The 24,008-nt window shown below is 69.4% G+C and carries 21 protein-coding genes and 2 tRNA genes; 5 read left to right on the top strand and 18 right to left on the bottom strand.

The features are described from left to right. Nucleotides 1-2: 2 nt before the first annotated feature. The 8 genes from rodA to folC form a co-directional block, all read right to left on the bottom strand. On the bottom strand, nucleotides 3-1,202 hold the full coding sequence (gene rodA, locus OG625_RS25835; RefSeq protein WP_329385624.1) for a rod shape-determining protein RodA: 1,200 nt from the start codon (nucleotides 1,200-1,202) through the stop codon (nucleotides 3-5). 14 nt (nucleotides 1,203-1,216) lie between these two features. After that, entirely contained in the window at nucleotides 1,217-3,397 is a 2,181-nt protein-coding gene (mrdA, locus tag OG625_RS25830; protein WP_329385621.1) for a penicillin-binding protein 2, read from the bottom strand. A gap of 12 nt (nucleotides 3,398-3,409) precedes the next feature. Further along, nucleotides 3,410-4,117, bottom strand: coding sequence for a rod shape-determining protein MreD (gene mreD, locus OG625_RS25825; protein ID WP_329385619.1), 708 nt, complete (start codon nucleotides 4,115-4,117; stop codon nucleotides 3,410-3,412). A gap of 13 nt (nucleotides 4,118-4,130) precedes the next feature. Next, nucleotides 4,131-5,078, bottom strand: a complete 948-nt coding sequence (mreC, locus tag OG625_RS25820; protein ID WP_329385616.1) for a rod shape-determining protein MreC — start codon at nucleotides 5,076-5,078, stop codon at nucleotides 4,131-4,133. Between the two features lie 146 nt (nucleotides 5,079-5,224). Next, nucleotides 5,225-6,244 (bottom strand): rod shape-determining protein, encoded by a 1,020-nt coding sequence (locus OG625_RS25815; RefSeq protein WP_069923827.1) that lies wholly within the window; start codon nucleotides 6,242-6,244, stop codon nucleotides 5,225-5,227. Between the two features lie 295 nt (nucleotides 6,245-6,539). Beyond that, nucleotides 6,540-6,950 carry a nucleoside-diphosphate kinase gene (ndk, locus tag OG625_RS25810; protein WP_329385613.1) on the bottom strand — a complete coding sequence of 137 codons (411 nt, stop codon included), beginning with the start codon at nucleotides 6,948-6,950 and terminating at the stop codon, nucleotides 6,540-6,542. 76 nt (nucleotides 6,951-7,026) lie between these two features. Then, nucleotides 7,027-7,395 carry a DUF4233 domain-containing protein gene (locus tag OG625_RS25805; protein WP_329385610.1) on the bottom strand — a complete coding sequence of 123 codons (369 nt, stop codon included), beginning with the start codon at nucleotides 7,393-7,395 and terminating at the stop codon, nucleotides 7,027-7,029. Nucleotides 7,396-7,398: 3 nt separating this feature from the next. Further along, nucleotides 7,399-8,907 (bottom strand): bifunctional tetrahydrofolate synthase/dihydrofolate synthase, encoded by a 1,509-nt coding sequence (gene folC, locus OG625_RS25800; protein WP_329385607.1) that lies wholly within the window; start codon nucleotides 8,905-8,907, stop codon nucleotides 7,399-7,401. Between the two features lie 117 nt (nucleotides 8,908-9,024). On the opposite strand from folC, the gene OG625_RS25795 reads away from it, so the two are divergent. Next, the gene (locus OG625_RS25795) at nucleotides 9,025-10,074 is read left to right on the top strand and encodes a rod shape-determining protein (RefSeq protein ID WP_329385605.1); all 1,050 of its coding nucleotides are present in this window, start codon (nucleotides 9,025-9,027) and stop codon (nucleotides 10,072-10,074) included. A 50-nt stretch (nucleotides 10,075-10,124) separates the two neighbouring features. Here OG625_RS25795 and OG625_RS25790 read toward each other — a convergent pair whose 3' ends face one another. Next, nucleotides 10,125-11,276: a sensor histidine kinase gene (locus OG625_RS25790; protein ID WP_329385602.1), complete on the bottom strand. Its 1,152-nt coding sequence runs from the start codon at nucleotides 11,274-11,276 to the stop codon at nucleotides 10,125-10,127. 184 nt (nucleotides 11,277-11,460) lie between these two features. After that, entirely contained in the window at nucleotides 11,461-14,082 is a 2,622-nt protein-coding gene (locus OG625_RS25785; protein WP_329385599.1) for a valine--tRNA ligase, read from the bottom strand. Between the two features lie 98 nt (nucleotides 14,083-14,180). On the opposite strand from OG625_RS25785, the gene OG625_RS25780 reads away from it, so the two are divergent. Both OG625_RS25780 and OG625_RS25775 read left to right on the top strand, forming a co-directional pair. Then, nucleotides 14,181-14,819, top strand: coding sequence for a hypothetical protein (locus tag OG625_RS25780; protein ID WP_329385596.1), 639 nt, complete (start codon nucleotides 14,181-14,183; stop codon nucleotides 14,817-14,819). Between the two features lie 133 nt (nucleotides 14,820-14,952). Further along, nucleotides 14,953-15,867, top strand: a complete 915-nt coding sequence (locus tag OG625_RS25775) for a hypothetical protein (RefSeq protein ID WP_329385594.1) — start codon at nucleotides 14,953-14,955, stop codon at nucleotides 15,865-15,867. A 67-nt stretch (nucleotides 15,868-15,934) separates the two neighbouring features. Here the strand turns inward: OG625_RS25775 and clpX are convergent, their stop codons facing one another. The 5 genes from clpX to OG625_RS25750 all read right to left on the bottom strand — a co-directional run bounded on the left by clpX (nucleotide 15,935) and on the right by OG625_RS25750 (nucleotide 20,662). Beyond that, nucleotides 15,935-17,221, bottom strand: coding sequence for an ATP-dependent Clp protease ATP-binding subunit ClpX (gene clpX / locus OG625_RS25770; protein ID WP_326590751.1), 1,287 nt, complete (start codon nucleotides 17,219-17,221; stop codon nucleotides 15,935-15,937). A 163-nt stretch (nucleotides 17,222-17,384) separates the two neighbouring features. Next, nucleotides 17,385-18,038: an ATP-dependent Clp protease proteolytic subunit gene (locus tag OG625_RS25765; RefSeq protein WP_329385588.1), complete on the bottom strand. Its 654-nt coding sequence runs from the start codon at nucleotides 18,036-18,038 to the stop codon at nucleotides 17,385-17,387. Nucleotides 18,039-18,113: 75 nt separating this feature from the next. Then, on the bottom strand, nucleotides 18,114-18,731 hold the full coding sequence (locus OG625_RS25760; RefSeq protein ID WP_329385585.1) for an ATP-dependent Clp protease proteolytic subunit: 618 nt from the start codon (nucleotides 18,729-18,731) through the stop codon (nucleotides 18,114-18,116). Nucleotides 18,732-19,036: 305 nt separating this feature from the next. Further along, complete coding sequence (gene tig / locus OG625_RS25755; RefSeq protein ID WP_329385582.1) at nucleotides 19,037-20,422, bottom strand: trigger factor; 1,386 nt, start codon at nucleotides 20,420-20,422, stop codon at nucleotides 19,037-19,039. 163 nt (nucleotides 20,423-20,585) lie between these two features. Further along, a tRNA-Pro gene (locus tag OG625_RS25750) sits at nucleotides 20,586-20,662 on the bottom strand. Nucleotides 20,663-20,831: 169 nt separating this feature from the next. Here OG625_RS25750 and OG625_RS25745 point away from each other — a divergent pair. Together OG625_RS25745 and OG625_RS25740 are read left to right on the top strand one after the other, a co-directional pair. Continuing rightward, nucleotides 20,832-20,902: transfer RNA gene (locus tag OG625_RS25745), tRNA-Gly, on the top strand. Nucleotides 20,903-21,233: 331 nt separating this feature from the next. Further along, nucleotides 21,234-21,695: a hypothetical protein gene (locus OG625_RS25740; protein WP_329385579.1), complete on the top strand. Its 462-nt coding sequence runs from the start codon at nucleotides 21,234-21,236 to the stop codon at nucleotides 21,693-21,695. 123 nt (nucleotides 21,696-21,818) lie between these two features. Here OG625_RS25740 and OG625_RS25735 read toward each other — a convergent pair whose 3' ends face one another. The 3 genes from OG625_RS25735 to OG625_RS25725 form a co-directional block, all read right to left on the bottom strand. After that, entirely contained in the window at nucleotides 21,819-22,013 is a 195-nt protein-coding gene (locus tag OG625_RS25735) for a hypothetical protein (protein WP_150519620.1), read from the bottom strand. Nucleotides 22,014-22,148: 135 nt separating this feature from the next. After that, on the bottom strand, nucleotides 22,149-22,610 hold the full coding sequence (locus OG625_RS25730; RefSeq protein ID WP_329385575.1) for an HD domain-containing protein: 462 nt from the start codon (nucleotides 22,608-22,610) through the stop codon (nucleotides 22,149-22,151). Beyond that, nucleotides 22,607-23,995, bottom strand: a complete 1,389-nt coding sequence (locus OG625_RS25725; protein WP_329390950.1) for a pyridoxal phosphate-dependent decarboxylase family protein — start codon at nucleotides 23,993-23,995, stop codon at nucleotides 22,607-22,609. Before OG625_RS25725 ends, OG625_RS25730 begins: the two co-directional genes overlap by 4 nt. Nucleotides 23,996-24,008: the final 13 nt, after the last annotated feature.

Raw genomic sequence — 24,008 nt, 5'->3', positions numbered from 1 at the left:
AATCAGGCCGACAATGGCCGCTGCACCTTGATCGACTGCAGTAGTCCGATGGCCACCCACACCGCGAACATCGACGAGCCTCCGTACGAGACGAACGGCAGCGGGAGGCCGGCCACCGGCATGATCCCGAGGGTCATCCCGATGTTCTCGAAGGACTGGAACGCGAACCAGGCGATGATCCCGGCGCACACGATCGTCCCGTACAGCTCGGTGGTCTCGCGGGCGATCATGCAGGCCCGCCAGAGGACGACGCCCAGGAGCACGAGGATCAGCCCGGCCCCGACGAAGCCCAGCTCCTCCCCCGCGACGGTGAACACGAAGTCGGTCTGCTGTTCGGGGACGAACTGGCCGGTGGTCTGCGAGCCCTTGAAGAGCCCCGAGCCGGTCAGCCCGCCGGAGCCGATCGCGATGCGCGCCTGGTTGGTGTTGTAGCCGACGCCCGCCGGGTCGAGCTCGGGGTTGGCGAACGCGGCGAAGCGGTTGATCTGGTACTCGTCGAGGACTCCGAGCTGCCAGATCAGGATGGCTCCGGCCGCACCGGAGCCGATCAGACCGAGCACCCAGCGGTTGGAGGCACCGGAGGCCAGGAGCACGCCGAGCACGATGACGACCATGACCATGACGGAGCCGAGGTCGGGCATCAGCATGACGATGCCCATCGGGGCGGCGGCCAGGCAGAGCGCCTTGACGACCGTGCGGTGGTCGGGGTGGGCGAGGTCGCCCGCGTCCACCCGGGCGGCCAGCAGCATCGCCATCACCAGGATGATCGTGATCTTCACGAACTCGGAGGGCTGGAGGGAGAAGCCGCCGCCGATCACGATCCACGCGTGGGCGCCGTTGATGGTGGCGCCGAGCGGGGTGAGCACGGCGAGGATCAGCACGAGCGAGAGCCCGTAGAGGACCGGCACCGCGCCGCGCAGGGTGCGGTGGCCGAGCCAGATGGTGCCGATCATCAGGACGAGGCCGATGCCGGTGTTGAGGGCGTGCCGGGCCAGGAAGTAGTACGGGTCCCCCTGGTTCAGCGAGGTCCTGTTGCGGGTCGCCGACCACACCAGCAGCGCGCCGATGAAGGACAGCGCGAGGGAGGACAGGAGTATCGGCCAGTCGAGCCGGCGCACCACCGAGTCGCGGGCGGTGAGCTTGGCCATCGCCCCGCGCTCGGGCGCGTACCGGGAGACGGAGAACTTGTTGGCGGTCTGCATGTCTGTTTCGGTCCTCAGTCGTGCCATACGGGGCGCTGGGCGGGCGGGCCGGCGAGCGCGGGCGGCGCCGACTCCTCCGGGGACGGGGGCACGTACGGCCGGATCTCCGGGGAGTCGATGGAGCCGTCCGGGCGGATCCTGGGCAGTTTCGCCTCGGGCCCCAGCAGCAGGGCCTTGTTCACGTCCTGCTTGCCGGCCATGTCGAGGCCGTAGATCGCGTTGTAGATGTTGCGCACGGCCGGGCCGGAGGCGCCTGAGCCGGTGCCGCCCTGGGAGATCGTCATGACGATCGTGAAGTCGTCGGTGTAGGTCGCCAGCCACGAGGTGGTCTGCTTGCCGTAGACCTGGGCGGTGCCGGTCTTCGCCCTCATCGGGATCTTGTCCAGCGGCCAGCCGCCGAACCGCCAGGCGGCGGTGCCGCCGGGCTCGACGACCATGCGCAGGCCCTTGTCGAGGTCCTTGACGGTCTGGGCGTCGATCGGTAGCCGTCCGTGGGAGCTGGGCTTGATCATCTCGACGCGCTTCCCGTCGGGGCTGATCACGGCCTTGCCGACCGTGGGGTTGAAGAGGGTGCCGCCGTTGCTGATGGCGGAGTAGGCGGTGGCCATCTGGATGGGGGTGACGAGGACGTCGCCCTGGCCGATCGCGAAGTTGATGCTGTCGAAGGCCTTCAGCTGATTGCCTTCGAGGCAGCTCTCGTAGGCGATCTGCTCGACGTAGGTGCCACCCTTCTTGCCCTGCTTGCACCAGGAGTCCTTGTTGGCCGCCCAGAAGCTCTTCTTCCACCCGCGGTCGGGGATCCGGCCGGTGACCTCGTTCGGCAGGTCGATCCCGGTCTCGGAGCCGAGGCCGAACTCGCGGGCGGTCCGGTAGAACCAGTCGTGGGTGTTCTTGCCGGGCTTGAGGCCCCCGTCGCGCTGCCACTCCTTGTGCCCGAGGGCGTAGAAGACGGTGTTGCAGGAGAACTTGAGGGCCTCGCCGAGGGTGATGGGGCCGTGCCCCTTGGACTCGAAGTTCGCGAAGCTCCGGTTGCCCATGCTGTAGGAAGCGCTGCAGTTGTACTTGCTGTCGAAGGGGTAGCCGGCCCGGACGGCCGCGCTCGCCGAGACCACCTTGAAGATGGAGCCCGCGGGGGCCTGGCCCTGGATGGCCCGGTTGAGCAGCGGGTAGTTGGACTTCTCGCTGGTGAGGTTGGCGTAGTCCCTGGCGGAGATGCCGCCGACCCAGGCGTTGGGGTCGTAGTCGGGCTGGGAGGCCATCGCGACGACGCGTCCGGTCTTGGTCTCCATGACGACGACGGCGCCCGAGTCGGCCTCGTACTTGCGGCCGGTGATCTTGTCGGTCTCGTTGCGGACGGTCTTCATCGCCTGCTGGAGCTCGAATTCGGCGACGGACTGGACCCGGGCGTCGATGCTCGTGACGAGGGTGGATCCGGCCACTCCCGGGTCGGACTGGGTCTGGTGCATGACCCGGCCGAGGTTGTCGACCTCGTACGAGGTGACCTGCGCCTTGCCGCGCAGCTGCTTGTCGTACGTGCGCTCGATCCCGGAGCGGCCGACCTGGTCGGAGCGCAGGTGCGGCGAGTCGGTGTCCTTGGCCTTCTGGATCTCGTCGTCGGTGACCGGCGAGAGGTAGCCGAGCACCTGTGCGGCGCGGGCCCCGCCGGGCGCCGGGTAGCGGCGGACGGCGGTGGGCTCCGCCGTGATGCCGGGGAACTCCTCCGGGCGTTCGCGCAGCTGCAGCGCCTGCTGCGTGGTGGCTTCGAGGGTGATCGGGATCGGCTGGTACGGGGAGCCGTTCCAGCAGGGCGCGGGGGTTTCGGAGTCGCAGAGGCGGACCTTCTCCATGACCTCCTTGGGGGTCATGTCGAGGACGCCGGCGAGGCGGGTCATGACGCCCTTGCCCTTGTCCTTCATCTTCATCAGCGCCGTGCGGCTGGCGGAGACGACCAGACGGGTCTCGTTGTCGGCGAGCGGCACCCCGCGGGCGTCGAGGACCGCCCCGCGCACGGCCGGCTGGACGACCCGCTGGACGTGGTTGCTCTTCGCCTCGTGGTAGTACTCCGCGCCGTTGCGGATCTGGAGGTACCAGAGCCGGCCGCCGAGGGTCACGAACATCGAAAGGACGAGGACCTGGATGATGATGAGCCTGATCTGCACCCGGGAGGTGCGGCCGGTCTCCGGAACGTTGGTCACGCCTGCTCCTCCCTACAGCTTTTTGATGCTCTTCACACCCTTGACGGCCTTGACGCCCTTTATGCGGCCGGCCTTGTTGGCGCGGGAGCGTGCTGTCTTCAGGCGCAGGCCGCCGCGCTGGCTGCCGATGCGCAGGCCGGTGCCGCCGGCCAGCCAGCCTGCGGAGACGTCGGCGGCCTTGTTGGCGGGGCCGCCGCCGGCCTCGACGGCCATCGGGTCGTTCTCGGCGCGCCGGGCCAGGGCCATGATGAACGGCACGGTGAAGGGCGCGAGCAGCAGGTCGTAGAGGGTCGCCGTGAACAGGAGCCCGGTCAGGCCCACGTGGCGGGCGGCGGTGTCGCCGACCAGGGCGCCCACACCCGCGTAGAGCAGGGTGGAGCCGATCGCTGCGGCCACGACGGTGAGCATGGGGCCCCAGGCGGAACGGAACCGCCCGCTGTCGGGGCGGGCCAGACCGACCATGTAGCCGATGACGCACAGGACGAGCGCGTACCGCCCGGCGGCATGGTCGGCGGGCGGGGCCAGGTCGGCGAGGAGGCCGGCGGAGAAGCCGATGAGCGCGCCGCTGACGTGCCCGTACACGAGTGCGAGGGCAACGACGGTGAGCAGCACCAGGTCGGGCACGGCGCCGGGCAGTTGGAGCCTGCCCAGGACGGAGACCTGGACGACGAGGGCGACCACGACGAGCGTGGCCGAGAGCAGGATCCGGTTGAAGGGCATGGGCGGGCTGCTCCTACTCGTCTTCCGGCTTGCCGGGCACGGTGGCGGACGACGACGGGGTGACCGTGACGGTGACGGTCGGGGTGGGCTTGGGGGCTTCGGGCTTGGGCGGCAGGACGGCGTCGCGCGGGTCCTCGCGGGGCGGCATCACGACGACGCCGACGATGTCGAGGCGCGAGAAGCCGACGAAGGGACGCACCCAGACGGTGCGGGTCAGGTCGCCGCGGGAGGAGTCGACCTTGACGACCTCGCCGATCGGCACGCCGGGCACGAAGGGCTTGTTACCGCGCGAGCCGAAGGTGACGAGCCGGTCGCCGGGATTGACCTTGGCCTTGCCGTTGAGCATCTGGACGGACAGGGCGCGGTCGCCCTGGCCGGTGGCGAAGCCGAGTTCGCCGGTCTTCTCCAGGCGGGTGCCGACGGTGAAGTCGGGGTCGTTGGCGAGGACGACGGTGGCGGTGTCGGGGCCGACGGTGGTGACGCGGCCGACGAGGCCGTCCCCGTTGAGGACGGTCATGTCGCGCTCGATGCCGTCCTTGCTGCCGGCGTCGATGGTGACGGTCCAGGAGAAGCCCTGGGCCGCTCCTATCGCGATGACCTCGGCGCCCTTGATCCCGTACTGTCCGGCGCCCGCCCGCTTGAGCATCTCGTCGAGCTCGCGGATGCGGCTGCGGGTCTGGTCGGCGCTGCCGAGCCTGGCCTTCAGGGCCGCGTTCTCGCGCTCCAGCGTGGCGATGCGGTTGTGCCGGCTCCCGGAGTCCCGTACCGCCCCTATGGCGTTGGCGACCGGGTCGACGGCCGTCGCCACGCCCTTCTCGACGGGGCCGAAGACCGCTGCGGCGGCCTGTCGGGCACCGTCGACCGGCGACTCCTCGCCTGCCCTGATGTCCACCGTGATCAATGCGAACGCGATGGCGATCAGAAGCACCAGGAGCAGCCGGCTTTCTCGTGTGTCCCTCACGTGCGGCGGCCGTGCCTTCCTCGTCGGAATTCTCTTTTGCCTGTATATCAACGATCCGCCGCACGGGCCCGGTAGCACCCGTACGGCGGATCCTTGTGTGTTCCGCATGGCCCCTCCGGCAGGGAGGGGTGTGTGTCAGCGACGGATCAGCGCCGGGGCTGGGCGTCGAGGACCTGCTGGAGCGCCTCGAACTCCTCGACGCACTTGCCGGAGCCGAGCGCCACGGAGTCGAGCGGGTCCTCGGCGATGTGGATCGGCATGCCCGTCTCGCGGCGCAGGCGCTCGTCGAGGCCGCGCAGCAGGGCGCCGCCGCCGGTCAGGACGATGCCGCGGTCCATGATGTCGCCGGAGAGCTCCGGCGGGCACTTGTCGAGGGTCGTCTTGACGGCGTCGACGATGGCGTTGACGGGCTCCTCGATGGCCTTGCGGACCTCGGCGGCCGAGATGACCACGGTCTTGGGCAGGCCGGAGACCAGGTCGCGGCCGCGGATCTCGGTGTGCTCGTCCTTGTCGAGGTCGTACGCCGACCCGATGGTGATCTTGATCTGCTCGGCGGTCCGCTCACCGAGGAGGAGCGAGTACTCCTTCTTGATGTGCTGGATGATCGCGTTGTCGAGCTCGTCGCCGGCCACCCGGATGGACTGTGCCGTGACGATTCCGCCGAGGGAGATGACGGCCACCTCGGTGGTGCCGCCGCCGATGTCCACGACCATGTTGCCGGTGGCCTCGTGGACGGGCAGGCCCGCGCCGATGGCGGCGGCCATGGGCTCCTCGATGATGTGCACCTGGCGGGCGCCGGCCTGCGTGGACGCCTCGATGACGGCGCGCCGCTCGACTCCCGTGATGCCGGACGGCACGCAGACCACGACGCGCGGACGGGCCAGGTAGCGGCGCTTGTGGATCTTGAGGATGAAGTAGCGGAGCATGCGCTCCGTGATCTCGAAGTCGGCGATGACGCCGTCCTTGAGGGGCCGTACGGCGACGATGTTCCCGGGCGTGCGCCCGATCATCTTCTTCGCCTCGGAGCCGACCGCCAGGATGCCACCGGTGTTCGTGTTGATGGCGACCACGGACGGCTCGTTCAGGACGATCCCCCGGCCCCTCACGTACACCAGCGTGTTGGCGGTCCCGAGGTCGATCGCCATGTCACGGCCGATGAACGACATGTTGTTCCCCTTGTTCCCCATGAGGAGCGTCTGGCCTTCCAGTTGATAGCGGCTGCTGTCAGGTCGGCGAGTGGGTGTGTGGGTGGAGGCCCCATCGTAGTGCCGTGAGTACTCGGACCGCGCGACGGGACTCCGGCAATCCCGCCGGATCGGAAACCCGCCCCCTAAGTGGTGACGACGGGTCTTGCCCAGGCGTTCCCGCTTCCGCTCCGAAATACCGAAGGGCGACCGAAATTACTTCGGTCGCCCCAGGTCATGAGCGCTATTTGGCTGATGTCACGTCAGGAAAGAGTGCTCAGAGAGCGGGGAAGAAGAGCTTCAGCTCCCGCTCGGCGGACTCCTCGGAGTCCGAGGCGTGGATCAGGTTCTCCCGGACGATGGTGCCGAAGTCCCCCCGGATGGAGCCGGGCGCGGCGGCGATCGGGTCGGTGGGTCCGGCCAGCTGGCGGACACCCTCGATCGCGCGTTCCCCTTCGACCACCAGGGCGACGATCGGGCCGCTCGCCATGAAGCCCATCAGGGGCTCGTAGAACGGCTTGCCCTTGTGCTCGCCGTAGTGCGCCTCAAGGGTCTCCTGGTCCAGCGTGCGCAGCTCCAGGGCGGGGATGGTCCAGCCGGCCTTCCGCTCGATGCGGCCGATGATCTCGCCGATCAGACCACGACGGACGGCGTCGGGCTTGAGCAGGACGAGGGTGCGCTGGGTCATGTTGGGGCTCCTTGCGGCATACGGGTGCGGTAGGACGAATCTACAGGGCCATCGGGGGTGCCCGGATGGGGACCCGTCACGCAGCGTCAGGCGTCCCGGCGGCCGCGGAGTCCTCCGCCATGGCCGCCCAGCGGGCCTTGGCAATGTCGATCTTGCGGCCGTAGTGCACCGAACACCACCACAGTCCGGCGAACACCGCGCCAAGGAAGAACATCGTCGGAACGACGAACCCGCTCGCGACCAGGCCGATCTGCAGGGCCCAGCCCAGCTGGACCGCCCCGGGACGCGACAGCATCCCGCACAGCAGCACCGACAGGAGCATCGCGACCCCGCACACGGTCCAGACCGTGGCCTGGGTCAGGTCCGGGTCCTTCATCGCGACCAGCCCCGCGAAGCCGATCACGAAGAACTCGCCGATCAGCGTGCTCGCACACAGCGTGCGCATCCCTCAGCCCCTCTTCAGCAGCAGGCGGGCCTCGCCCACCGTGATCACGGAACCGGTCACCAGGACCCCGGCCCCTCCGTACTCGGCCTCTTCCTCCGCCAGGGTGATCGCCGCCTCCAGGGCGTCGTCCAGCCGCGGCTCCACCTGCACCCGGTCCCCGCCGAAGACCTCGACGGCGACGGCCGCCAGCTCGTCCGCGTCCATCGAGCGGTGACTGGAGTTCTGCGTGACCACGACCTCCGCGAAGATCGGCTCGAAGGCCTCCAGCACCCCGCGGACGTCCTTGCCCTCGCTCGCCGCCACGACCCCGATCAGCCGGCTGAAGCCGAACGACTCGGTGACCGCCTCCGCGGTGGCCGCCGCGCCCGCCGGGTTGTGCGCCGCGTCCAGGACCACCGTCGGGCTGCGCCGCACGACCTCCATGCGGCCCGGCGAGGTCACCGTGGCGAAGGCCCGCTGCACGGTCTCCAGGTCCAGGACCCGGGCGCCCTCCTGGCCGATCCCGAAGAAGGCCTCGACGGCGGCCAGCGCCACCGCCGCGTTGTGCGCCATGTGCGCGCCGTGCAGCGGCAGGAAGATGCCGTCGTACTCGCCGCCCATGCCGCGCAGTGTCAGCTGCTGCCCGCCGACCGCGACCTCGCGCGAGACGACGCCGAACTCCATGCCCTCGCGGGCGACGGTCGCGTCGACCTCGACGGCCTTCTTCAGCAGCACCTGCGCCGCGTCCACCGGCTGCTGCGCCAGGATCACGGTCGCGCCCTGCTTGATGACGCCGCCCTTCTCCAGGGCGATCTCGCCGGGCGTGGAGCCGAGCCGGTCGGTGTGGTCGAGGCTGATCGGGGTGACCACCGCGACCGCGGCGTCGATGACGTTCGTCGCGTCCCAGGTGCCGCCCATGCCGACCTCGATCACGGCCGCGTCGACGGGAGCGTCCGCGAAGGCCGCGTACGCCATCCCGGTCAGCACCTCGAAGAACGACAGCCGGAACTCCTCGGCGGCGTCGACCATCTCCACGTACGGCTTGACGTCGTGATAGGTCTCGACGAACCGCTCGACGTCGATCGGGGCGCCGTCGAGGCTGATCCGCTCGGTGATCGACTGTACGTGCGGGCTGGTGTACCGGCCGGTGCGCAGCTCGAAGGCGTTCAGCAGGCACTCGATCATGCGGGCCGTGCTGGTCTTGCCGTTGGTCCCGGTCACATGGATGGTCGGGTAGGCACGCTGCGGCTCGCCCAGTACGTCCATCAGTGCCGCGATCCGCGTCACCGAGGGCTCCAGCTTGGTCTCGCCCCAGCGGGTGGAAAGCTCCTGCTCCACCTCCAGCAGCGCCTTGGCGGCCTCCGGGTCGGTAGGCCGGGCGGGTACCGGGTCGCCCTGGGGCGGTCCGGCCTGGGTGCGCAGGGTGCGGCTGCCGGCCTCGATCACCGCCAGGTCGGGGTCGCGGTCTGACTCTTCCGCCACGATCTGGTCGAACTCGTCGCGGTCGTGGCTCTCGGGCTGCTGCTCACTCACGCGCCCAGTCTACGGACGCGGACCCACAGGACTTTCGACCCGGGCGTTTCGGGACCTTCGGCCACCAGGGCGACCTGATCGTTATGCAAGCCTTGCGGACAGGAGATAGGGGAGCAAATGCCGCAGGCCAGCAGCAACACGACAGGATCCAGCCGCGACATAGGGATAGACCTGGGCACCGCGAACACCCTGGTCTACGCGAGGGGGCACGGAATCGTCCTCAATGAGCCGTCCGTGGTCGCCGTGAAGGCGGGCACCACCACCGCGCTGGCCGTCGGGACGGAGGCCAAGGAGACCATCGGCCGCACCCCCGGCTCCATCACCGCCATCCGCCCCCTCAAGGACGGGGTGATCTGCGACTACGAGGCCGCCGAGGAGATGATCCGGCACTTCGTCCGCAAGGCCGTCCCCGGCCGCCGCCCCCGCACCCGGATGGTGATCTGCGTACCGGCGGGCGTCACCCAGGTCGAGCGGCGGGCCATCATCCACGCCTCCACCCGGGCCGGCGCCAAGACCGTGCACCTGATCGATGAGCCGATGGCCGCGGCGATCGGCGCCGGGCTGCCGGTGGCCGAAGCGCGCGGCTCGATGGTCGTCGACATCGGCGGCGGCACCTCCGAGGTCGCCGTCATCTCGCTGGGCGGCATCGTCACCTCCCAGTCGCTGCGCGTCGGCGGGGACCGGCTGGACGCGGCGATCATGGACTACGTACGCAAGGAACACGCGCTCCTCATCGGCGAGCGCACCGCCGAGGACCTCAAGGTGGCCATCGGCTCGGCTTGGCCCGTGCCCGACCGGCCCGAGCTGGAGACCCGCACCTTCACCGTGCGCGGCCGCGAGAAGGTCGGCGGCATGCCGCAGACCCTCGTACTGAGCGCGCCGGAGGTCCGGGCCGCGCTCGACGAGCCGGTCGAGGCGATCATCGCGGCGGTGCGCACCACCCTTGAGGAATGCCCCCCGGAGCTCTCCGGCGACGTGATGGAACACGGCATCGTCCTGACCGGCGGCGGCGCGCTGCTCCCGGGTCTGGACCTGCGGATGGCCTCCGCGACGGGCATCCCGGTCTTCGTCGCCGACAACCCGCTGGACTGCGTGGCCCTCGGCTCCGGCCGCTGCGTGGAGGACCTGGACACGCTGAGCGGCCTGCTGACCCCGGCGAAGGCCTGAGCCGAAAGGCCTGAGCCCCTGAGCCCCTGAGCCCCTGAGCCGAGAAAGCCCTAGCCGCGCGGGAGGGTCGCGATGACGAGGTACGCGTCGTCCGTGCGCGTCGCCGTCAGGGTTCCGCCCAGGCTGCGCACGCGCTCGGACATGCTCGCCGTTCCCGAGCCCGCCGAGACCGGGGCCCGGCTCGGGGTGCGGGCGGGCAGCGCGTTGCGGACGGCGATCCGCAGCTGCGGGCCGTCCGCCGCGATCGACACCTCGATGGTCTCCCCGCGCGCGTGCTTGGCCGCGTTGGTCAGGCACTCCTGCACCACCCGGTAGACCGCCGCCTGCCGCAGCGGCGACAGCCCGTTCACGTCCGGATCCATGGCCAGCCGTACGGGCGAACCCGCCCGCCCGCTCTCCTCCGCGAGCGCCGCCAGCCCGTCCACCCCCGGGGTCGCGGCCCGCTCCCCGCGCTGCACGATGATCTCGTTCAGCACCAGATGGGCCCGGCGCGCGGTGTCCGCGAGCTCCTCGAAGTCCTTCGCGTACGCGGTCTCGCGCGACCGCACCGACAACACCTCGGAGCGCACGGTCAGCAGGGTCAGTTCCCGCCCGACGAAGTCGTGGACGTCGCGGGCGACCGAGGTCCGCTCCTGCTGGACGGCCTGGAGCACCGCGGACTCGGCCCGGCGCGCGGTGAGCTCCCCCACCAGGTCGTGCCGGTAGGCGGCGATGCCGACGGCCGAGGCGAGCACCCCGATGGGCACGACCAGGCTGAGGAAGGAACTGACCGACTCGGCCCGGGTCGTGGGCCAGCCCGGCACGCAGCAGAACAGGCACAGGACGAAGGCGAGGTAGCCGAGCGTGGCGAGGACACCGGCCCGGCGCCCGCGGAAACGGCCCACCGAGTACAGCGCGAACTGGATCAGGGTCAGCTCGTGCAGCCAGCCGATGAAGAGCAGCGCGGCGAGGTACGAGATCCAGGGCAGCCGCCGCCGCACCAGCAGGGCGGAGCATCCCAGCGCGAGGACGACGGCCGCGGCGGGCCCGCTCAGCGAGTTGTCGGCGGCGGCCAGGCCCGGCAGGTCGAGCGCCATCAGGCCCAGGCAGGCGAGGGCGGCGAGCACGTCCATCGCACGGGGCGAACCGGCCCAGCCCTGGGCGAGCCGGCGGCCGGAGGCCGTGATCCGGTGGAGCGCCGAGGGGGCGGACTTGGCGTGCATGCCCTCCATCATCCGTGTTCGGCGCCCCCGGATCGGATCCCCCCGGGCCATACAAGCAGTGATTTAGGGCACTTCGGACAGGCCGGAAGTCCCTGCCCGGGGCCGCCTTCGGGGCGTGAACGAAGAGGGAGGGCTCCCGCACGGATGGTGCGGGAACCCTCCCTCTTCTGTGTCCTACGCGGTGCTAGGCAGCCGGAAGCCCGTCCAGCTGGGCCTTCAGCCGGGCGATGTCCGCCTCGGCCTTGGCCAGCCGGCCCTTGATCTTGTCCACGACGTTGTCGGGGGCCTTGGCCAGGAAGGCCTCGTTCCCGAGCTTCGCCTCGGCCTGCTGCTTCTCCTTCTCGGCGGCGCCCAGGTCCTTCGTCAGGCGCTTGCGCTCGGCCTCCACGTCGATGGTGCCCGACAGGTCGAGCGCGACCGTGGCGCCGCCGACCGGCAGGGTCGCGGTGGCGCTGAAGTCATCGCCCTCCGGCTGGAGGCGCAGCACCTGCCGGATGGCGGCCTCGTGCGCGGCCAGCGTGGTGCCGGACAGGTCCAGGCGGGCCGGGACCTTCTGCTTGTCGTCGAGGCCCTGCTCCTTGCGGAACCGGCGGACCTCCCGGACGAGGGTCTGGACGCCCTCGATCTCGGCCTCGGCGGCCGCGTCACGGAAGCCGCTGTCCTTCGGCCAGTCGGCGATCACGAGCGACTCGCCGCCGGTCAGCGTGGTCCACAGCGTCTCGGTGACGAAGGGGACCACCGGGTGCAGCAGGCGCAGCATCACGTCGAGGACCTCGCCGAGGACCCGCGCCGAGGCCTTGGCCGGCTCGCCGCCCGCGAAGAAGGTCGTCTTCGACAGCTCGACGTACCAGTCGAAGACCTCGTCCCACGCGAAGTGGTAGAGCGCCTCGCTGAGCTTGGAGAACTGGAAGTCGTCGTAGTACGCGTCGACCTGCGCGACCGTCGTGTTCAGCCGGGACAGGATCCAGCGGTCGGTCGCGGACAGCTCCTCGACCGGCGGCAGGTCGCCCTCGATCGTGGCGCCGTTCATCAGCGCGAAGCGCGTGGCGTTCCAGATCTTGTTGGCGAACTTGCTGGAGGCCTGGACCCAGTCCTCGCCGATCGGCACGTCGGTGCCGGGGTTGGCGCCCTTGGCCAGGGTGAAGCGGACGGCGTCGGAGCCGTACTTGTCCATCCAGTCCAGCGGGTCGACGACGTTGCCGAAGGACTTCGACATCTTCTTGCCGCGCTCGTCACGGACCAGGCCCGTCAGCGCGATCGTCTTGAAGGGGACCTCGCCGTCCATGGCGTACAGGCCGAACATCATCATCCGGGCGACCCAGAAGAAGATGATGTCGTGGCCGGTGACCAGGACGTCGGTGGAGTAGAACTTCTCCAGGTCCGGGGTCTTCTCCGGCCAGCCGAGCGTGGAGAACGGCCACAGGCCGGACGAGAACCAGGTGTCGAGGACGTCGGTGTCCTGGACCCAGCCCTCTCCCGTCGGCGCCTCGTCGTCCGGTCCGACGCAGACGACCTCGCCGGCCGGGCCGTACCAGACCGGGATCCGGTGGCCCCACCACAGCTGGCGCGAGATGCACCAGTCGTTGAGGTTGTCGACCCAGTCGAAGTAGCGCTTCTCCATCTCCTGCGGGTGGATCTTGACGCGGTCGTCGCGGACCGCGTCACCGGCGGCCTTGGCCAGCGTCTCGACCTTGACCCACCACTGGAGGGACAGGCGCGGCTCGACGGTGGTGGAGCAGCGCGAGCAGTGTCCGACGGAGTGCATGTACGGACGCTTCTCGGCGACGATCCGGCCCTGCTCGCGCAGGGCGCCGACGACCGCGGAGCGGGCCTCGAAGCGGTCCAGACCCAGGAAGGGGCCGTGGACGGTGATGACACCGTGCTCGTCCATGATCGTCATGTTGGGCAGGCCGTGGCGCTGCCCGATGGCGAAGTCGTTCGGGTCGTGGGCCGGCGTCACCTTGACGCAACCGGTGCCGAACTCCGGGTCCACGTGGGTGTCCGCGACGACCGGGATGGAACGGTCGGTGAGCGGCAGCTTGATGAGCTTGCCGACCAGGTGCTTGTAGCGCTCGTCGTCCGGGTGGACGGCGATGGCCGTGTCACCGAGCATCGTCTCGGCGCGGGTCGTGGCGACGACGAGCGTGTCCTCGCCCTCGCCGTACTTGATGGAGACGAGCTCGCCCGCGTCCTCCTGGTACTCCACCTCGATGTCCGAGATGGCCGTCAGGCAGCGGGGGCACCAGTTGATGATGCGCTCGGCGCGGTAGATCAGCTCGTCGTCGTAGAGCTTCTTGAAGATCGTCTGGACGGCCTTGGACAGACCCTCGTCCATCGTGAACCGCTCGCGCGACCAGTCGACGCCGTCGCCCAGGCGCCGCATCTGGCCGAGGATCTTGCCGCCGTACTCTTCCTTCCACTGCCAGACCCGCTCGACGAACTCCTCGCGGCCCAGGTCGTGGCGGGACTTGCCCTCCTCGGCGAGCTGCTGCTCGACCTTGTTCTGGGTGGCGATGCCGGCGTGGTCCATGCCGGGCAGCCACAGCGACTCGTAGCCCTGCATCCGCTTGCGGCGGGTCAGCGCATCCATGAGCGTGTGCTGGAAGGCGTGCCCCAGGTGCAGGGAGCCGGTGACGTTCGGCGGCGGGATGACGATGGTGTACGCGGGCTTCTCGCTCGCGGGGTCCGCCGTGAAATACCCACGCTCTACCCAGCGCTCGTAGAGCTTCCCCTCTACCTCGGCCGGCGCGTACGTGGTCGGCAGTTCGGAGTTGGGGGCACTGGGTGTCTGCGTGTTCTCGGTCACGGGGCACAGGATACGGGCGGTCCCGCCTCCGTTACGAATCCATACCGCAGTGCGGCCGCCCATTGCCCCCGGCCGTACCGGACCCGTCTGATGCGCACATGAACGAGATCACTCCCCAGCCCGCGGGCGCGCCCGCGGCTGCGCCCGCGCCGGCGCCGGCGCCCGCGAAGAGCAAGCGCGCCCTCAAGACCGTCGGGACGGTGCTCGCGTTCGCCGCGGGTGCCTTCGCCGTCAAGTTCGCCCTGGGCGCGGTCGGCGGCCCGGACGACGCCGGTACGTACGAGCTGGTGCCCCCGGCCACCTTCCAGGGCCTGACCCTCCAGGACTCCGGACCGCGCGTCGACGCGATCAAGCAGGGCCAGGGCGCCGAGAAGACGGGCACGAAGAACGTGGCCGTGGTCTACGCCGACCAGGCGGGCACCGCGCAGTTGGTCGTCAGTGGCACGGCCGCCGCCTTCGGGGACGAGGACCCGGGCGCGGAACTCACCAAGGGGCTCATATCCATGGGCGTCAAGGACTCGGAGATCACCACCCACGACGCCGGCAAGCCGGCCGGCGGCGCGATGCGCTGCGGCACGCTCACCATGGACGCGGCGTCGCTGCCGCTGTGCATGTGGGGCGACCACAGCTCCCTGGTGACGGTCACCGTCCCCGTCGAGAACAAGCCGCTCACGATCGAAGAGCTCGCCGCGCGGGCCCGCGAGCTGCGGGCGGTCATGGAAGTCCCCGCGAAGTAGTGCACGACGGTGCGGCGCGGTGCGTCGTAGTTCCGTAACGCCTGGTACCCCGGCGCCCGGAGCCGGTCGATCTTCCGCAAGGATGTGAGCAGCGTAAGAAGTTCCTAAAGAAGTTCCTAAGGGGGACGCACGGATGAGCTACAACCAGCCGGGGCCGTATGGCCAGCAGCCGCAGCAGCAGCCGGGACCGTACGGGCAGCAGCCCCCGCCGCCCCCGGGCCCGTACGGCCAGCCCGCCCCGCAGCCGGGCTACGGCTATCCCCAGCAGCCGGGCGTCCCGCCGCAGGGCTACCCCCAGCAGCCGCCGCAGCCCGCGTACGGCTACCAGCAGCAGCCCCCGTACGGCGGCGTCCCCCCGCAGCCCCCGAAGAAGTCCAAGACCGGCGTCATCATCGGCGTGGTCGTCGCGGTGGCCGTGATCGCGACCGCCGGCTGGTACTTCCTGGGCGAGGGCGCGGGCGGCGCCGTGGCGGCCGACACCAAGGGCTACAAGCTGGTCGCCCCGGCGACGGTGGACGACTTCAAGAAGGACCCGAAGTACCAGCAGTCGGAGTTCACCGACAAGGACAAGAAGGAAGCCGAAGCCGCGGGCATCAAGAACCCCACCCAGGTGGGCATGAACTACCAGGCCGGCGACCCGAAGAACCCGCTGACGGCCAAGGGCCTCAACTTCCAAGGCCTCTACGGCGAACTCGCCGACCCCGAGAAGACGGTGGACGGCTACTTCGCCCTGGCCAAGATGAACATCGGCGGCAAGGACGGCAAGTCGGAGGTGACCCTCGTCGGCAGCCCCAAGACGATGACCCCGGCCGGCTTCAAGGGCGCCGTGATGAAGTGCCAGGACATCAAGATCACCTCGAAGGACCCGAGCACCAAGGGGCCCAAGGAAGTCACGCTCCCCGTCTGCATCTGGGGTGACTACAGCACCTTGAGCATGGTCACCGGCTCGGACGCGGCCTCGATCCTGGCGGGCAAGCCGAGCTACACCCTCGAGCAGGCCGCGGACCTCACCGCGAAGCTCTACAACACCTCCCGCGTCAAGAAGTAGCGGCGCTCGGCACATGCAGAAGGGGCGCCCCCGGACGGGGGCGCCCCTTCTGCGTACTGCTGGCCGGCTACGCCGACTTCTCGTGCGGCCCCTGGTCCTTCGGGACGATCCGCGGGACCAGCGTCGGGTTGACGTTGGAGCGGACCACGTCCGAGGTGATGACCACGCGGGCCACGTCCTTGCGGGACGGGACCTCGTACATCACCGACATCAGGACCTCTTCCATGATGGCGCGCAGGCCGCGCGCGCCCGTCTGGCGGAGGATCGCCTGGTCGGCGATGGCCTCCAGGGCCTCGCGCTCGAAGTCCAGCTCGACACCGTCGAGTTCGAACAGCCGCTGGTACTGCTTCACCAGCGCGTTGCGCGGCTCGATGAGGATCTGGAGCAGGGCCTCGCGGTCCAGGTTGTGCACGGAGGTCAGCACGGGGAGGCGGCCGATGAACTCGGGGATCATCCCGAACTTCACCAAGTCCTCCGGCATGACCTCGTGGAACTGGTCGCTCGCCTCGATCTCGCGCTTCGAGCGGATCGTCGCCCCGAAGCCGATGCCCTTGGCGCCCGCACGCGACTCGATGATCTTCTCCAGGCCGGCGAACGCGCCGCCCACGATGAAGAGCACGTTCGTCGTGTCGATCTGGATGAACTCCTGGTGCGGGTGCTTGCGGCCGCCCTGCGGCGGGACGGAAGCGGTCGTGCCTTCCAGGATCTTCAGGAGCGCCTGCTGCACGCCCTCGCCGCTCACATCACGGGTGATCGACGGGTTCTCGCTCTTGCGAGCGACCTTGTCGATCTCGTCGATGTAGATGATCCCGGTCTCGGCCTTCTTGACGTCGTAGTCGGCGGCCTGGATCAGCTTCAGCAGGATGTTCTCGACGTCCTCGCCGACGTACCCGGCCTCCGTCAGCGCGGTCGCGTCGGCGATGGCGAACGGTACGTTCAGCATGCGGGCGAGCGTCTGGGCCAGCAGCGTCTTGCCGGAGCCCGTGGGGCCCAGCAGCAGGATGTTGGACTTCGCGAGCTCGATCGCGTCGTCCCGGCCCTGCGCGCCGCCGTTCTCGCCGGCCTGGACCCGCTTGTAGTGGTTGTACACCGCGACGGAGAGCGCCTTCTTCGCCGGCTCCTGGCCGACGACGTAGCTCTCCAGGAACTCGTAGATCTCACGGGGCTTGGGGAGTTCCTCCCACCGCACCTCGGAAGTCTCCGCGAGCTCCTCTTCGATGATCTCGTTGCAGAGGTCGATGCACTCGTCGCAGATGTACACACCGGGTCCTGCGATGAGCTTCTTCACCTGCTTCTGGCTCTTTCCGCAGAACGAGCACTTGAGCAGATCGCCGCCGTCACCGATGCGTGCCACGAGGTGCTTCCCCTTCGCCTGGGAGACGCTTGGTTCAGCGCTCCTGGTGCCTCATATCCGACGGTACCTTGCCGGGGGCCCCGTGCGGGGCCCCCTTGACGTGGTTCACATCGCCGAATCCGGCGGCGTGCCCACGCCGAATGACGGCAAGGATCGGGCCTTGCTAGCTCTTGCTGCTCTTGCGCGTGGAGATGATCTGGTCGATCAGGCCGTACGCGAGAGCGTCCTCGGCAGTGAGGATCTTGTCGCGCTCGATGTCGTCGCGGATCTTCTCGATCGGCGTCGTCGAGTGCTTGGCCAGCATGGTCTCCAGCTGGTCGCGCATGCGCAGGATCTCGTTGGCCGCGATCTCCAGGTCGGAGAGCTGCTCGCGGCCGGTACCGCCGGAGGGCTGGTGGATCAGCACTCGGGCGTTCGGCAGGGCCATGCGCTTGCCGGGGGTACCGGCGGCGAGCAGGACCGCGGCGGCGGAGGCCGCCTGGCCCATGCAGACCGTCTGGATGTCCGGCTTCACGAACTGCATCGTGTCGTAGATCGCCGTCAGCGCGGTGAAGGAACCACCGGGGCTGTTGATGTAGATCGAGATGTCACGGTCCGGGTCCATCGACTCCAGGCACAGCAGCTGCGCCATGACGTCGTTGGCGGAGGCGTCGTCGATCTGCACGCCGAGGAAGATCACGCGCTCCTCGAAGAGCTTCGCGTACGGGTCGTACTCGCGCACGCCCTGCGAGGTGCGCTCGACGAAGCGCGGGATGACGTAGCGGTTGTCCACCTGCGGGCCGGAGTAGAGGCCGCTCGCGGGAGAGAGGTTGTTCATGTGCATCTGGGTGTTCACCGTCCTGGTGGCGTTCTGCGGGCTGTCGGCTGCTGCGTGCTGGCGTCGGAGCCGGGATCAGGCCCCGGTGCCGCCGCCGCCCGGCACGTTGGACGCGGCCGAGATGATCTCGTCGATGAGGCCGTAGTCCTTGGCCTCCTCGGCGGTGAACCAGCGGTCGCGGTCACCGTCGCGGATGATCGCCTCCACGGTCTGGCCCGAGTGGAACGCGGTGATCTCGGCCATGCGCTGCTTGGTGCGCAGCAGGTACTGGGCCTGGATCTTGATGTCCGACGCGGTACCACCGATGCCGGCGGAGCCCTGGTGCATCAGGATGTCGGTGTTCGGCAGGGCGAAGCGCTTGCCCTTGGCACCACCGGTCAGCAGGAACTGGCCCATGGAGGCGGCCATGCCCATGCCGATGGTGACGACGTCGTTCGGGATGTACTGCATGGTGTCGTAGACCGCCATGCCCGCCGTCACGGAGCCACCCGGGCTGTTGATGTAGAGGTAGATGTCCTTCTCGGGCTCGGCAGCCAGGAGGAGGAGCTGCGCCGTGATCTTGTTGGCGATCTCGTCGTCGACCTGCTGGCCGAGGAAGATGATGCGCTCGCCGAGCAGCCGGTTGTAGACATGGTCGCCGAGGCCGCCACCGATGGACGGCTCACCCGCGGCGTAAGGCTTCAGATTCGTCACGTATCCACCTGCTCGTCTCCGACGGCCATGTGCCGTCTCAGCGTCTCGTTCTGGGGCGCGGCCCGGCCGGAGCGGACAGGTCCGCCGGCGTCCGGGTAGTCCAGGGACTCACGTGCCCTCGTATTCATGGACCCTAACGCGCAGGTAGGACAACGCCATCCCGCTTCCCGAACTGTTCGCTCGGAGCGCAAGGTAGGGAGGCCTTGCAGGGGCCCGTGCGGGAGCCGCGTACGGGCCCATGCCGAAGGGCCCGTACGCGGCTGCGTACGGGCCCTTCGGGGCACTGCTCAGGGTCCTACGGGGCCTTACTTGGCCTCGTCGGCCGCGACCTCGGTCTCGCCGGTGGCGGCCTCGACGGTCTCGGTGACCTGCTCCTCGTCCTCGTCGGACAGGTCGACGACCTCACCGTTGGTGTCGGTGACCTTGGCGGCCTCGACGACGACCGCGAGGGCCTTGCCGCGGGCGACCTCGCCGACCAGCATCGGGACCTGGCCACCCTCGACGACCGCCTGGGCGAACTGGTCGGGGGACATGCCGGAGGAAGCGGCGCGGCGCATGAGGTGCTCGGTGAGCTCCTCCTGGTTGACGCCCAGCTTCTCCTTGTTGACCAGCGCGTCGAGGACGAACTGGGTCTTGATGCCCTTGATCGCCTGCTCGGCGGTCTCGGCGTCGAACTCCTCGACCGTCTTGCCCTGGAACTCCAGGTACTTCTCGATGGTCAGACCCATCTGGCCGAGCTGGTGGTGCTCCAGGTTGTGCTTGCGGGTCTGGACCTCGTCCGCGAGCAGCTTCTCGGGGATCGGGACCTCGACGAGCTCCAGCAGCTTCTCCAGGACGCGCTCCTGGGCCTGCGTGGCCTGGTCGTACTGCTTCATGTTCTCGAGGCGCTTGCGGCTGTCCGCCTTGAGGTCCTCGATGCTGTCGAACTCGCTCGCCATCTGCGCGAACTCGTCGTCCAGCTCCGGCAGCTCACGGGCGGAGACCTTGGTGACCTTGACGGTGACCTCGGCGTCCTTGCCCTCGGCGGAGCCGCCCTTCAGCTGGGAGGTGAAGGTGGCCTCGCCACCGGCCTCCAGGCCCTTCACGGCCTCGTCGATGCCCTCGAGAAGCTCGCCCGAGCCGATGGTGTAGGAAACGTCGGAGGCGACGCCGTCGGGCAGCACCTCGCCGTCGACCTTGGCCTCGAGGTCGATGGTGATGACGTCGCCGTCCTCGGCCGCACGCTCGACGTCCTTGGTGGACGCGAAGCGGCCGCGCAGCTGCTCGACCGACTTCTCGACGTCCTCGTCCGAGACCTCGACCGCGTCGACCTCGACCTCGATGCCGGAGTAGTCCGGGATCTCGATCTCGGGGCGGACGTCGACCTCGGCGGTGAAGGCCAGCAGTTCGCCGTCCTTCAGCTCCGTGATGTCGACCTCGGGCTGGCCCAGCGGGTTCAGGTCGGCCTCGTTGACCGCCTCGGTGTAGAACTTCGGGAGGGCGTCGTTGACGGCCTCCTCCAGCACCGCACCGCGGCCGAAGCGCTGGTCGATGACCCGGTTCGGGATCTTGCCCTTGCGGAAGCCCTTCACCGTGACCTGCTGGTTGATCTTCTTGTACGCCGCGTCGAGGCTGTCCTTGAGCTCCTCGAAGGGCACCTCAACAGTGAGCCGAACCCGAGTCGGGTTCAGGGTCTCCACGGCGCTCTTCACGGTTTGGTCTCCTTGTGGCTGACTGCTGGGTGTCTCCGCCGTCTCGCTGTGATTCAGCGGTTCTGCGGATCGGGCCCGGTACATCAGACACACGGGCACGCAGCTTGCATAGTAACCGCAAGCGGCAATCAGCCCACAACGCGATCTTGCAAACGAGATCTCATGGTCGGGGTGGCCGGATTCGAACCGACGACCTTCCGCTCCCAAAGCGGACGCGCTACCAAGCTGCGCCACACCCCGTCGGTGCGACACGTAGGGTACATGCCCGGAGACGCTCCGATGCACGGGGTTTCCCGCCCACTTGTGGGCGACTCTCCGCGACGGGCTCGAATGTGGTGTGCGCTCGGCCTTCACGACCCGCTAGGATGCTGTCCGTGCCGCGGTCCTCGTAACCTGCGGCGCGCGCGTTGCGGGTGTAGCTCAATGGTAGAGCACTAGTCTTCCAAACTAGCTACGCGGGTTCGATTCCCGTCACCCGCTCTGAAGCACGAAGGGCCAGGTCAGAGGATGTTTCCTCGACCTGGCCCTTCGTCGTTCCCGGGGCCTGTCAGAGGCCCGCGTTCAATGCGTGACACGGGAGTGAAGATGCAGTCGTGCCGGAACCCTTCATGAACACCTATGGCGGACCTGAAAACGGCCCGTATCGGTGCCAGTGCTGTGGGTACCTCACACTGCGTGAACGCGGGGGCTTCGAGATTTTGGCGGCCTGCCTCTGACTCTTCCTTGCTCATCTCCGGAGGGCGCTCGTACCTCAGGGGTAAGGTGCCAGGATGATGACGCAGGCCTTCTCGCGGGTCAGGGAGACCAAGTAGTGACTCCACAGGTCGATTTGACCCATCTACCAGTGAAGTTCGCGCGGCCTGTCGGGTTGTTCACCTACATCATCGGACACAGTCAGCTACTGCTCAGAGGGCACCAGAACGACGAGCGGGGCCTCTCGACAACGCTGGAAGTGCTCTTCAAGAACGTCAGCGCCCTATCCGTCCGGGCGCACTACCCCTCGTTGACCATCCGCGATGCGTCCAGCGAGGAAGAGGCAGAACTGCGCGAAGCAGTTCCGGGCTCTTGGCATGACGCGCGGGCCTTCGTCCTCGGTGAGCGCTTGCTGGGCGGGTTCGTAGTCGCCGGCGCCGTGTACTGGGGCGAGTCTTCCGCTCCGGAGACGTACAGCAGCTTCCTCGTTCCCGAGTACGAACTGCCACGGCTTGATCCAGGCCAGCCACGTCCACCTGAACCTCAGACGATCTATACGCCTTACCGGCAACGCCGTTAAGGGACGCGCCCGCTGTGTGCCCGTCTGGCGGGTGCACGGCGGGGGCGGGGCCTCCCCTCAGCCGGTTTTCTCGGCCTGGCCCCTGCGCCGATGCGGACATGGCGTACGTGTGGTGAGAGCTCGCTAGAGCTTGATGTTCGCGATCATCGTCGCGAGGGAGTTCAGGAAGCGGTTCACGTCGTCCGCGATCGAGCTGGACGCCAGGAAGAAGCCGAAGAGGGCCGCGACGATGGCGGGGCCCGCCTTGATGTGGTTGCCGCGGATCAGCACCACCAGGATGACCGCCAACAGAACCACCACTGACAGCGAAATGGCCACTACTGATCACACCTTCGGTCGTCCCCTGGTCGGCCCGGGGCGCACGGCCAAGCACACCCCCACATGGACCATCCTCCCACCAACCGGCCCCGGCTATCCGCCCCGTGACGAATCACCGTGGTTCCGCTTGTGCGGTCAGGGAGCGGTGAGGCCCAAGAGGGAGCGGACATACGCGTACTTCGCGGACAGACGGTCGCGGGTGGGGGCGTCCAGGACGGAGAGGCGGGCGGGGTCGGCGTTGTGCGCGAGGTCGGCCTCCTTGACCAGGAGGGCGCCCGGCATGGCGAGGATGCGCGCCGTGTACTGCTCGACCGGTTCGCCGGGGCGCTTGGTGACCGCGAGGACCATGTCCTTCACCGCCTGCGGGAGGGCGGCGGAATCCAGCCAGGTGAGGCTGAGGGCCTCGTCCTCGATGGCGTCGTGGAGCCAGGCGGCCGCCTGCTGTTCGGGGCTGCCGCCGCGCGCGCGGACGCCCTCGGCCACGGCCGCGAGGTGCTCCGCGTACGGCCGGCCGGCCTTGTCGGTCTGGCCCTCGTGGGCGGCGCGCGCGAGGGCCTCGACCTCGGGGAGGGTCAGCAGGGGGCTGGTCGCCGTCATGTGAGGTCCTTCGCTGCCGTACGGAGGGCCTCGGCGGCCCGGCGTACGTCCGCCTGCGTGGTACGCCAGTTGGAGAACGCCGCGCGCAGGGCGGGGGTTCCCGCGTAGACGGTCGGGGTGAGGAAGACCTCGGAGGAGACGGCCTCGCGGAGGGCCGTGAGGCGGGCCTGGGTGGGGGTCTCGGCGAGGGTGAAGCAGACCACGTTGAGGCGGACCGGGGCGAGGAGGCGGAAGGCCGGGTCTTCGGAGAGCCGTTCGCCGAGTGCGCGGGCGCAGGCGATGTCGCGTTCGACGATCTCGCGGTGACCCCGGCGGCCGTAGGCGCGCAGGGTGAACCAGGCGGCGAGGGCGCGCAGTCGGTGGGAGTTCTCCGGGGTGAGGTGGACCAGGTCGGGGTGTTCGCCGAGGGGGCCGAGGTAGGCGGCGGCGTTCTGGAAGACGCGGGCCTGCAGGTCGCGGCGGCGGGTGAACTGGACGGCACTGTCGTAGGGGACGTTGAGCCACTTGTGGAGGTCGACGCAGACGGAGTCGGAGGCGTCGAGGCCGTCGGTGAGGTGGGCGTGGTCCGGGGAGAGGGCGGCGAAGGCGCCGAAGGCGGCGTCGGTGTGCAGCCAGAAGTCGTGGCGTTCGCGGAGGGCGGCGATGGCGCGGAGGTCGTCGAAATCGACGGTGTTGACGGTGCCGGCGTTGGCGACGACCACGGCCGGGCCGGGCGTGTCGGCGAGGGCCCGGTCGAGGGCCGCGGGGTCGACGGCCTCGCGGCCGGGGAGGGTGGGGACCGGGACGAGGGAGTTGCGGCCGAGGCCGAGGACCGAGAGGCCCTTGGCGATGGAGGAGTGGGGGGCGCCGGAGAGGACCCGGACGGGCCCGAGGGCAGCGGCGCCGTCGTCGGCCGGCGAGACCCCGAGGCGTTCGCCGAGCCATTCGCGGGCGATGGCGAGGCCGGTGGTGTTGGACATCGTGGCGCCGCTGACGAAGGTGCCTGTGTGGGCTTCGGAGGGGCCGAAGAGCTCGCGGAGCCAGGTGACGGTTTCGCGTTCGAGGGCCTGGCCACCGCCGTCGAGGGCGGAGTTGGAGTTCTGGTCGTGGGCTGCGGTCAGCCAGTCCCCCGCGAGGGCGGCGGGGGTGGCTCCGCCGGTGACGAAGCCGAGGTAGCGGGGGCCGGCGGAGGCGGACAGGCGGGGCTCCCAGCGCGCACGGAAGGCGGCGAGGGCCTGCTCGGTGCCGTCGCCGCGCTCCGGGAGGGGCTCGGGGTCCGGCGCTGGGGCAGCGGGCGGTACGACGGCACGCTCGTCCAGGGTGGCGAGCGCGTCGGCGGCGGCGCGTCGGGTGGCTTCGAGGAGCTCGGGGAGCCGGGCGAGGTCTGCGGCGAGCGTGGGGTCCATTCCGTCCATGGGG

It is taken from the genome of Streptomyces sp. NBC_01351, assembly GCF_036237315.1.
In the GTDB taxonomy this organism is placed as follows: Bacteria; Actinomycetota; Actinomycetes; order Streptomycetales; family Streptomycetaceae; genus Streptomyces.
The sequence above is the reverse complement of the archived record's forward strand: the minus strand, read 5'-3'. Positions and strand labels throughout refer to the sequence as shown.

What these genes read in the sequence shown, in the direction of transcription:
- rodA (WP_329385624.1), bottom strand. Translation starts at nt 1,202, where the DNA reads ATGCAGACCGCCAACAAGTTCTCCGTCTCCCGGTACGCGCCCGAGCGC.
- mreD (WP_329385619.1), bottom strand. Translation starts at nt 4,117, where the DNA reads ATGCCCTTCAACCGGATCCTGCTCTCGGCCACGCTCGTCGTGGTCGCC.
- OG625_RS25815 (WP_069923827.1), bottom strand. Translation starts at nt 6,244, where the DNA reads ATGTCGTTCATCGGCCGTGACATGGCGATCGACCTCGGGACCGCCAAC.
- ndk (WP_329385613.1), bottom strand. Translation starts at nt 6,950, where the DNA reads ATGACCCAGCGCACCCTCGTCCTGCTCAAGCCCGACGCCGTCCGTCGT.
- OG625_RS25805 (WP_329385610.1), bottom strand. Translation starts at nt 7,395, where the DNA reads ATGCGCACGCTGTGTGCGAGCACGCTGATCGGCGAGTTCTTCGTGATC.
- OG625_RS25795 (WP_329385605.1), top strand. Translation starts at nt 9,025, where the DNA reads ATGCCGCAGGCCAGCAGCAACACGACAGGATCCAGCCGCGACATAGGG.
- OG625_RS25790 (WP_329385602.1), bottom strand. Translation starts at nt 11,276, where the DNA reads ATGCACGCCAAGTCCGCCCCCTCGGCGCTCCACCGGATCACGGCCTCC.
- OG625_RS25780 (WP_329385596.1), top strand. Translation starts at nt 14,181, where the DNA reads ATGAACGAGATCACTCCCCAGCCCGCGGGCGCGCCCGCGGCTGCGCCC.
- OG625_RS25775 (WP_329385594.1), top strand. Translation starts at nt 14,953, where the DNA reads ATGAGCTACAACCAGCCGGGGCCGTATGGCCAGCAGCCGCAGCAGCAG.
- OG625_RS25765 (WP_329385588.1), bottom strand. Translation starts at nt 18,038, where the DNA reads ATGAACAACCTCTCTCCCGCGAGCGGCCTCTACTCCGGCCCGCAGGTG.
- OG625_RS25730 (WP_329385575.1), bottom strand. Translation starts at nt 22,610, where the DNA reads ATGACGGCGACCAGCCCCCTGCTGACCCTCCCCGAGGTCGAGGCCCTC.
- OG625_RS25725 (WP_329390950.1), bottom strand. Translation starts at nt 23,995, where the DNA reads ATGGACCCCACGCTCGCCGCAGACCTCGCCCGGCTCCCCGAGCTCCTC.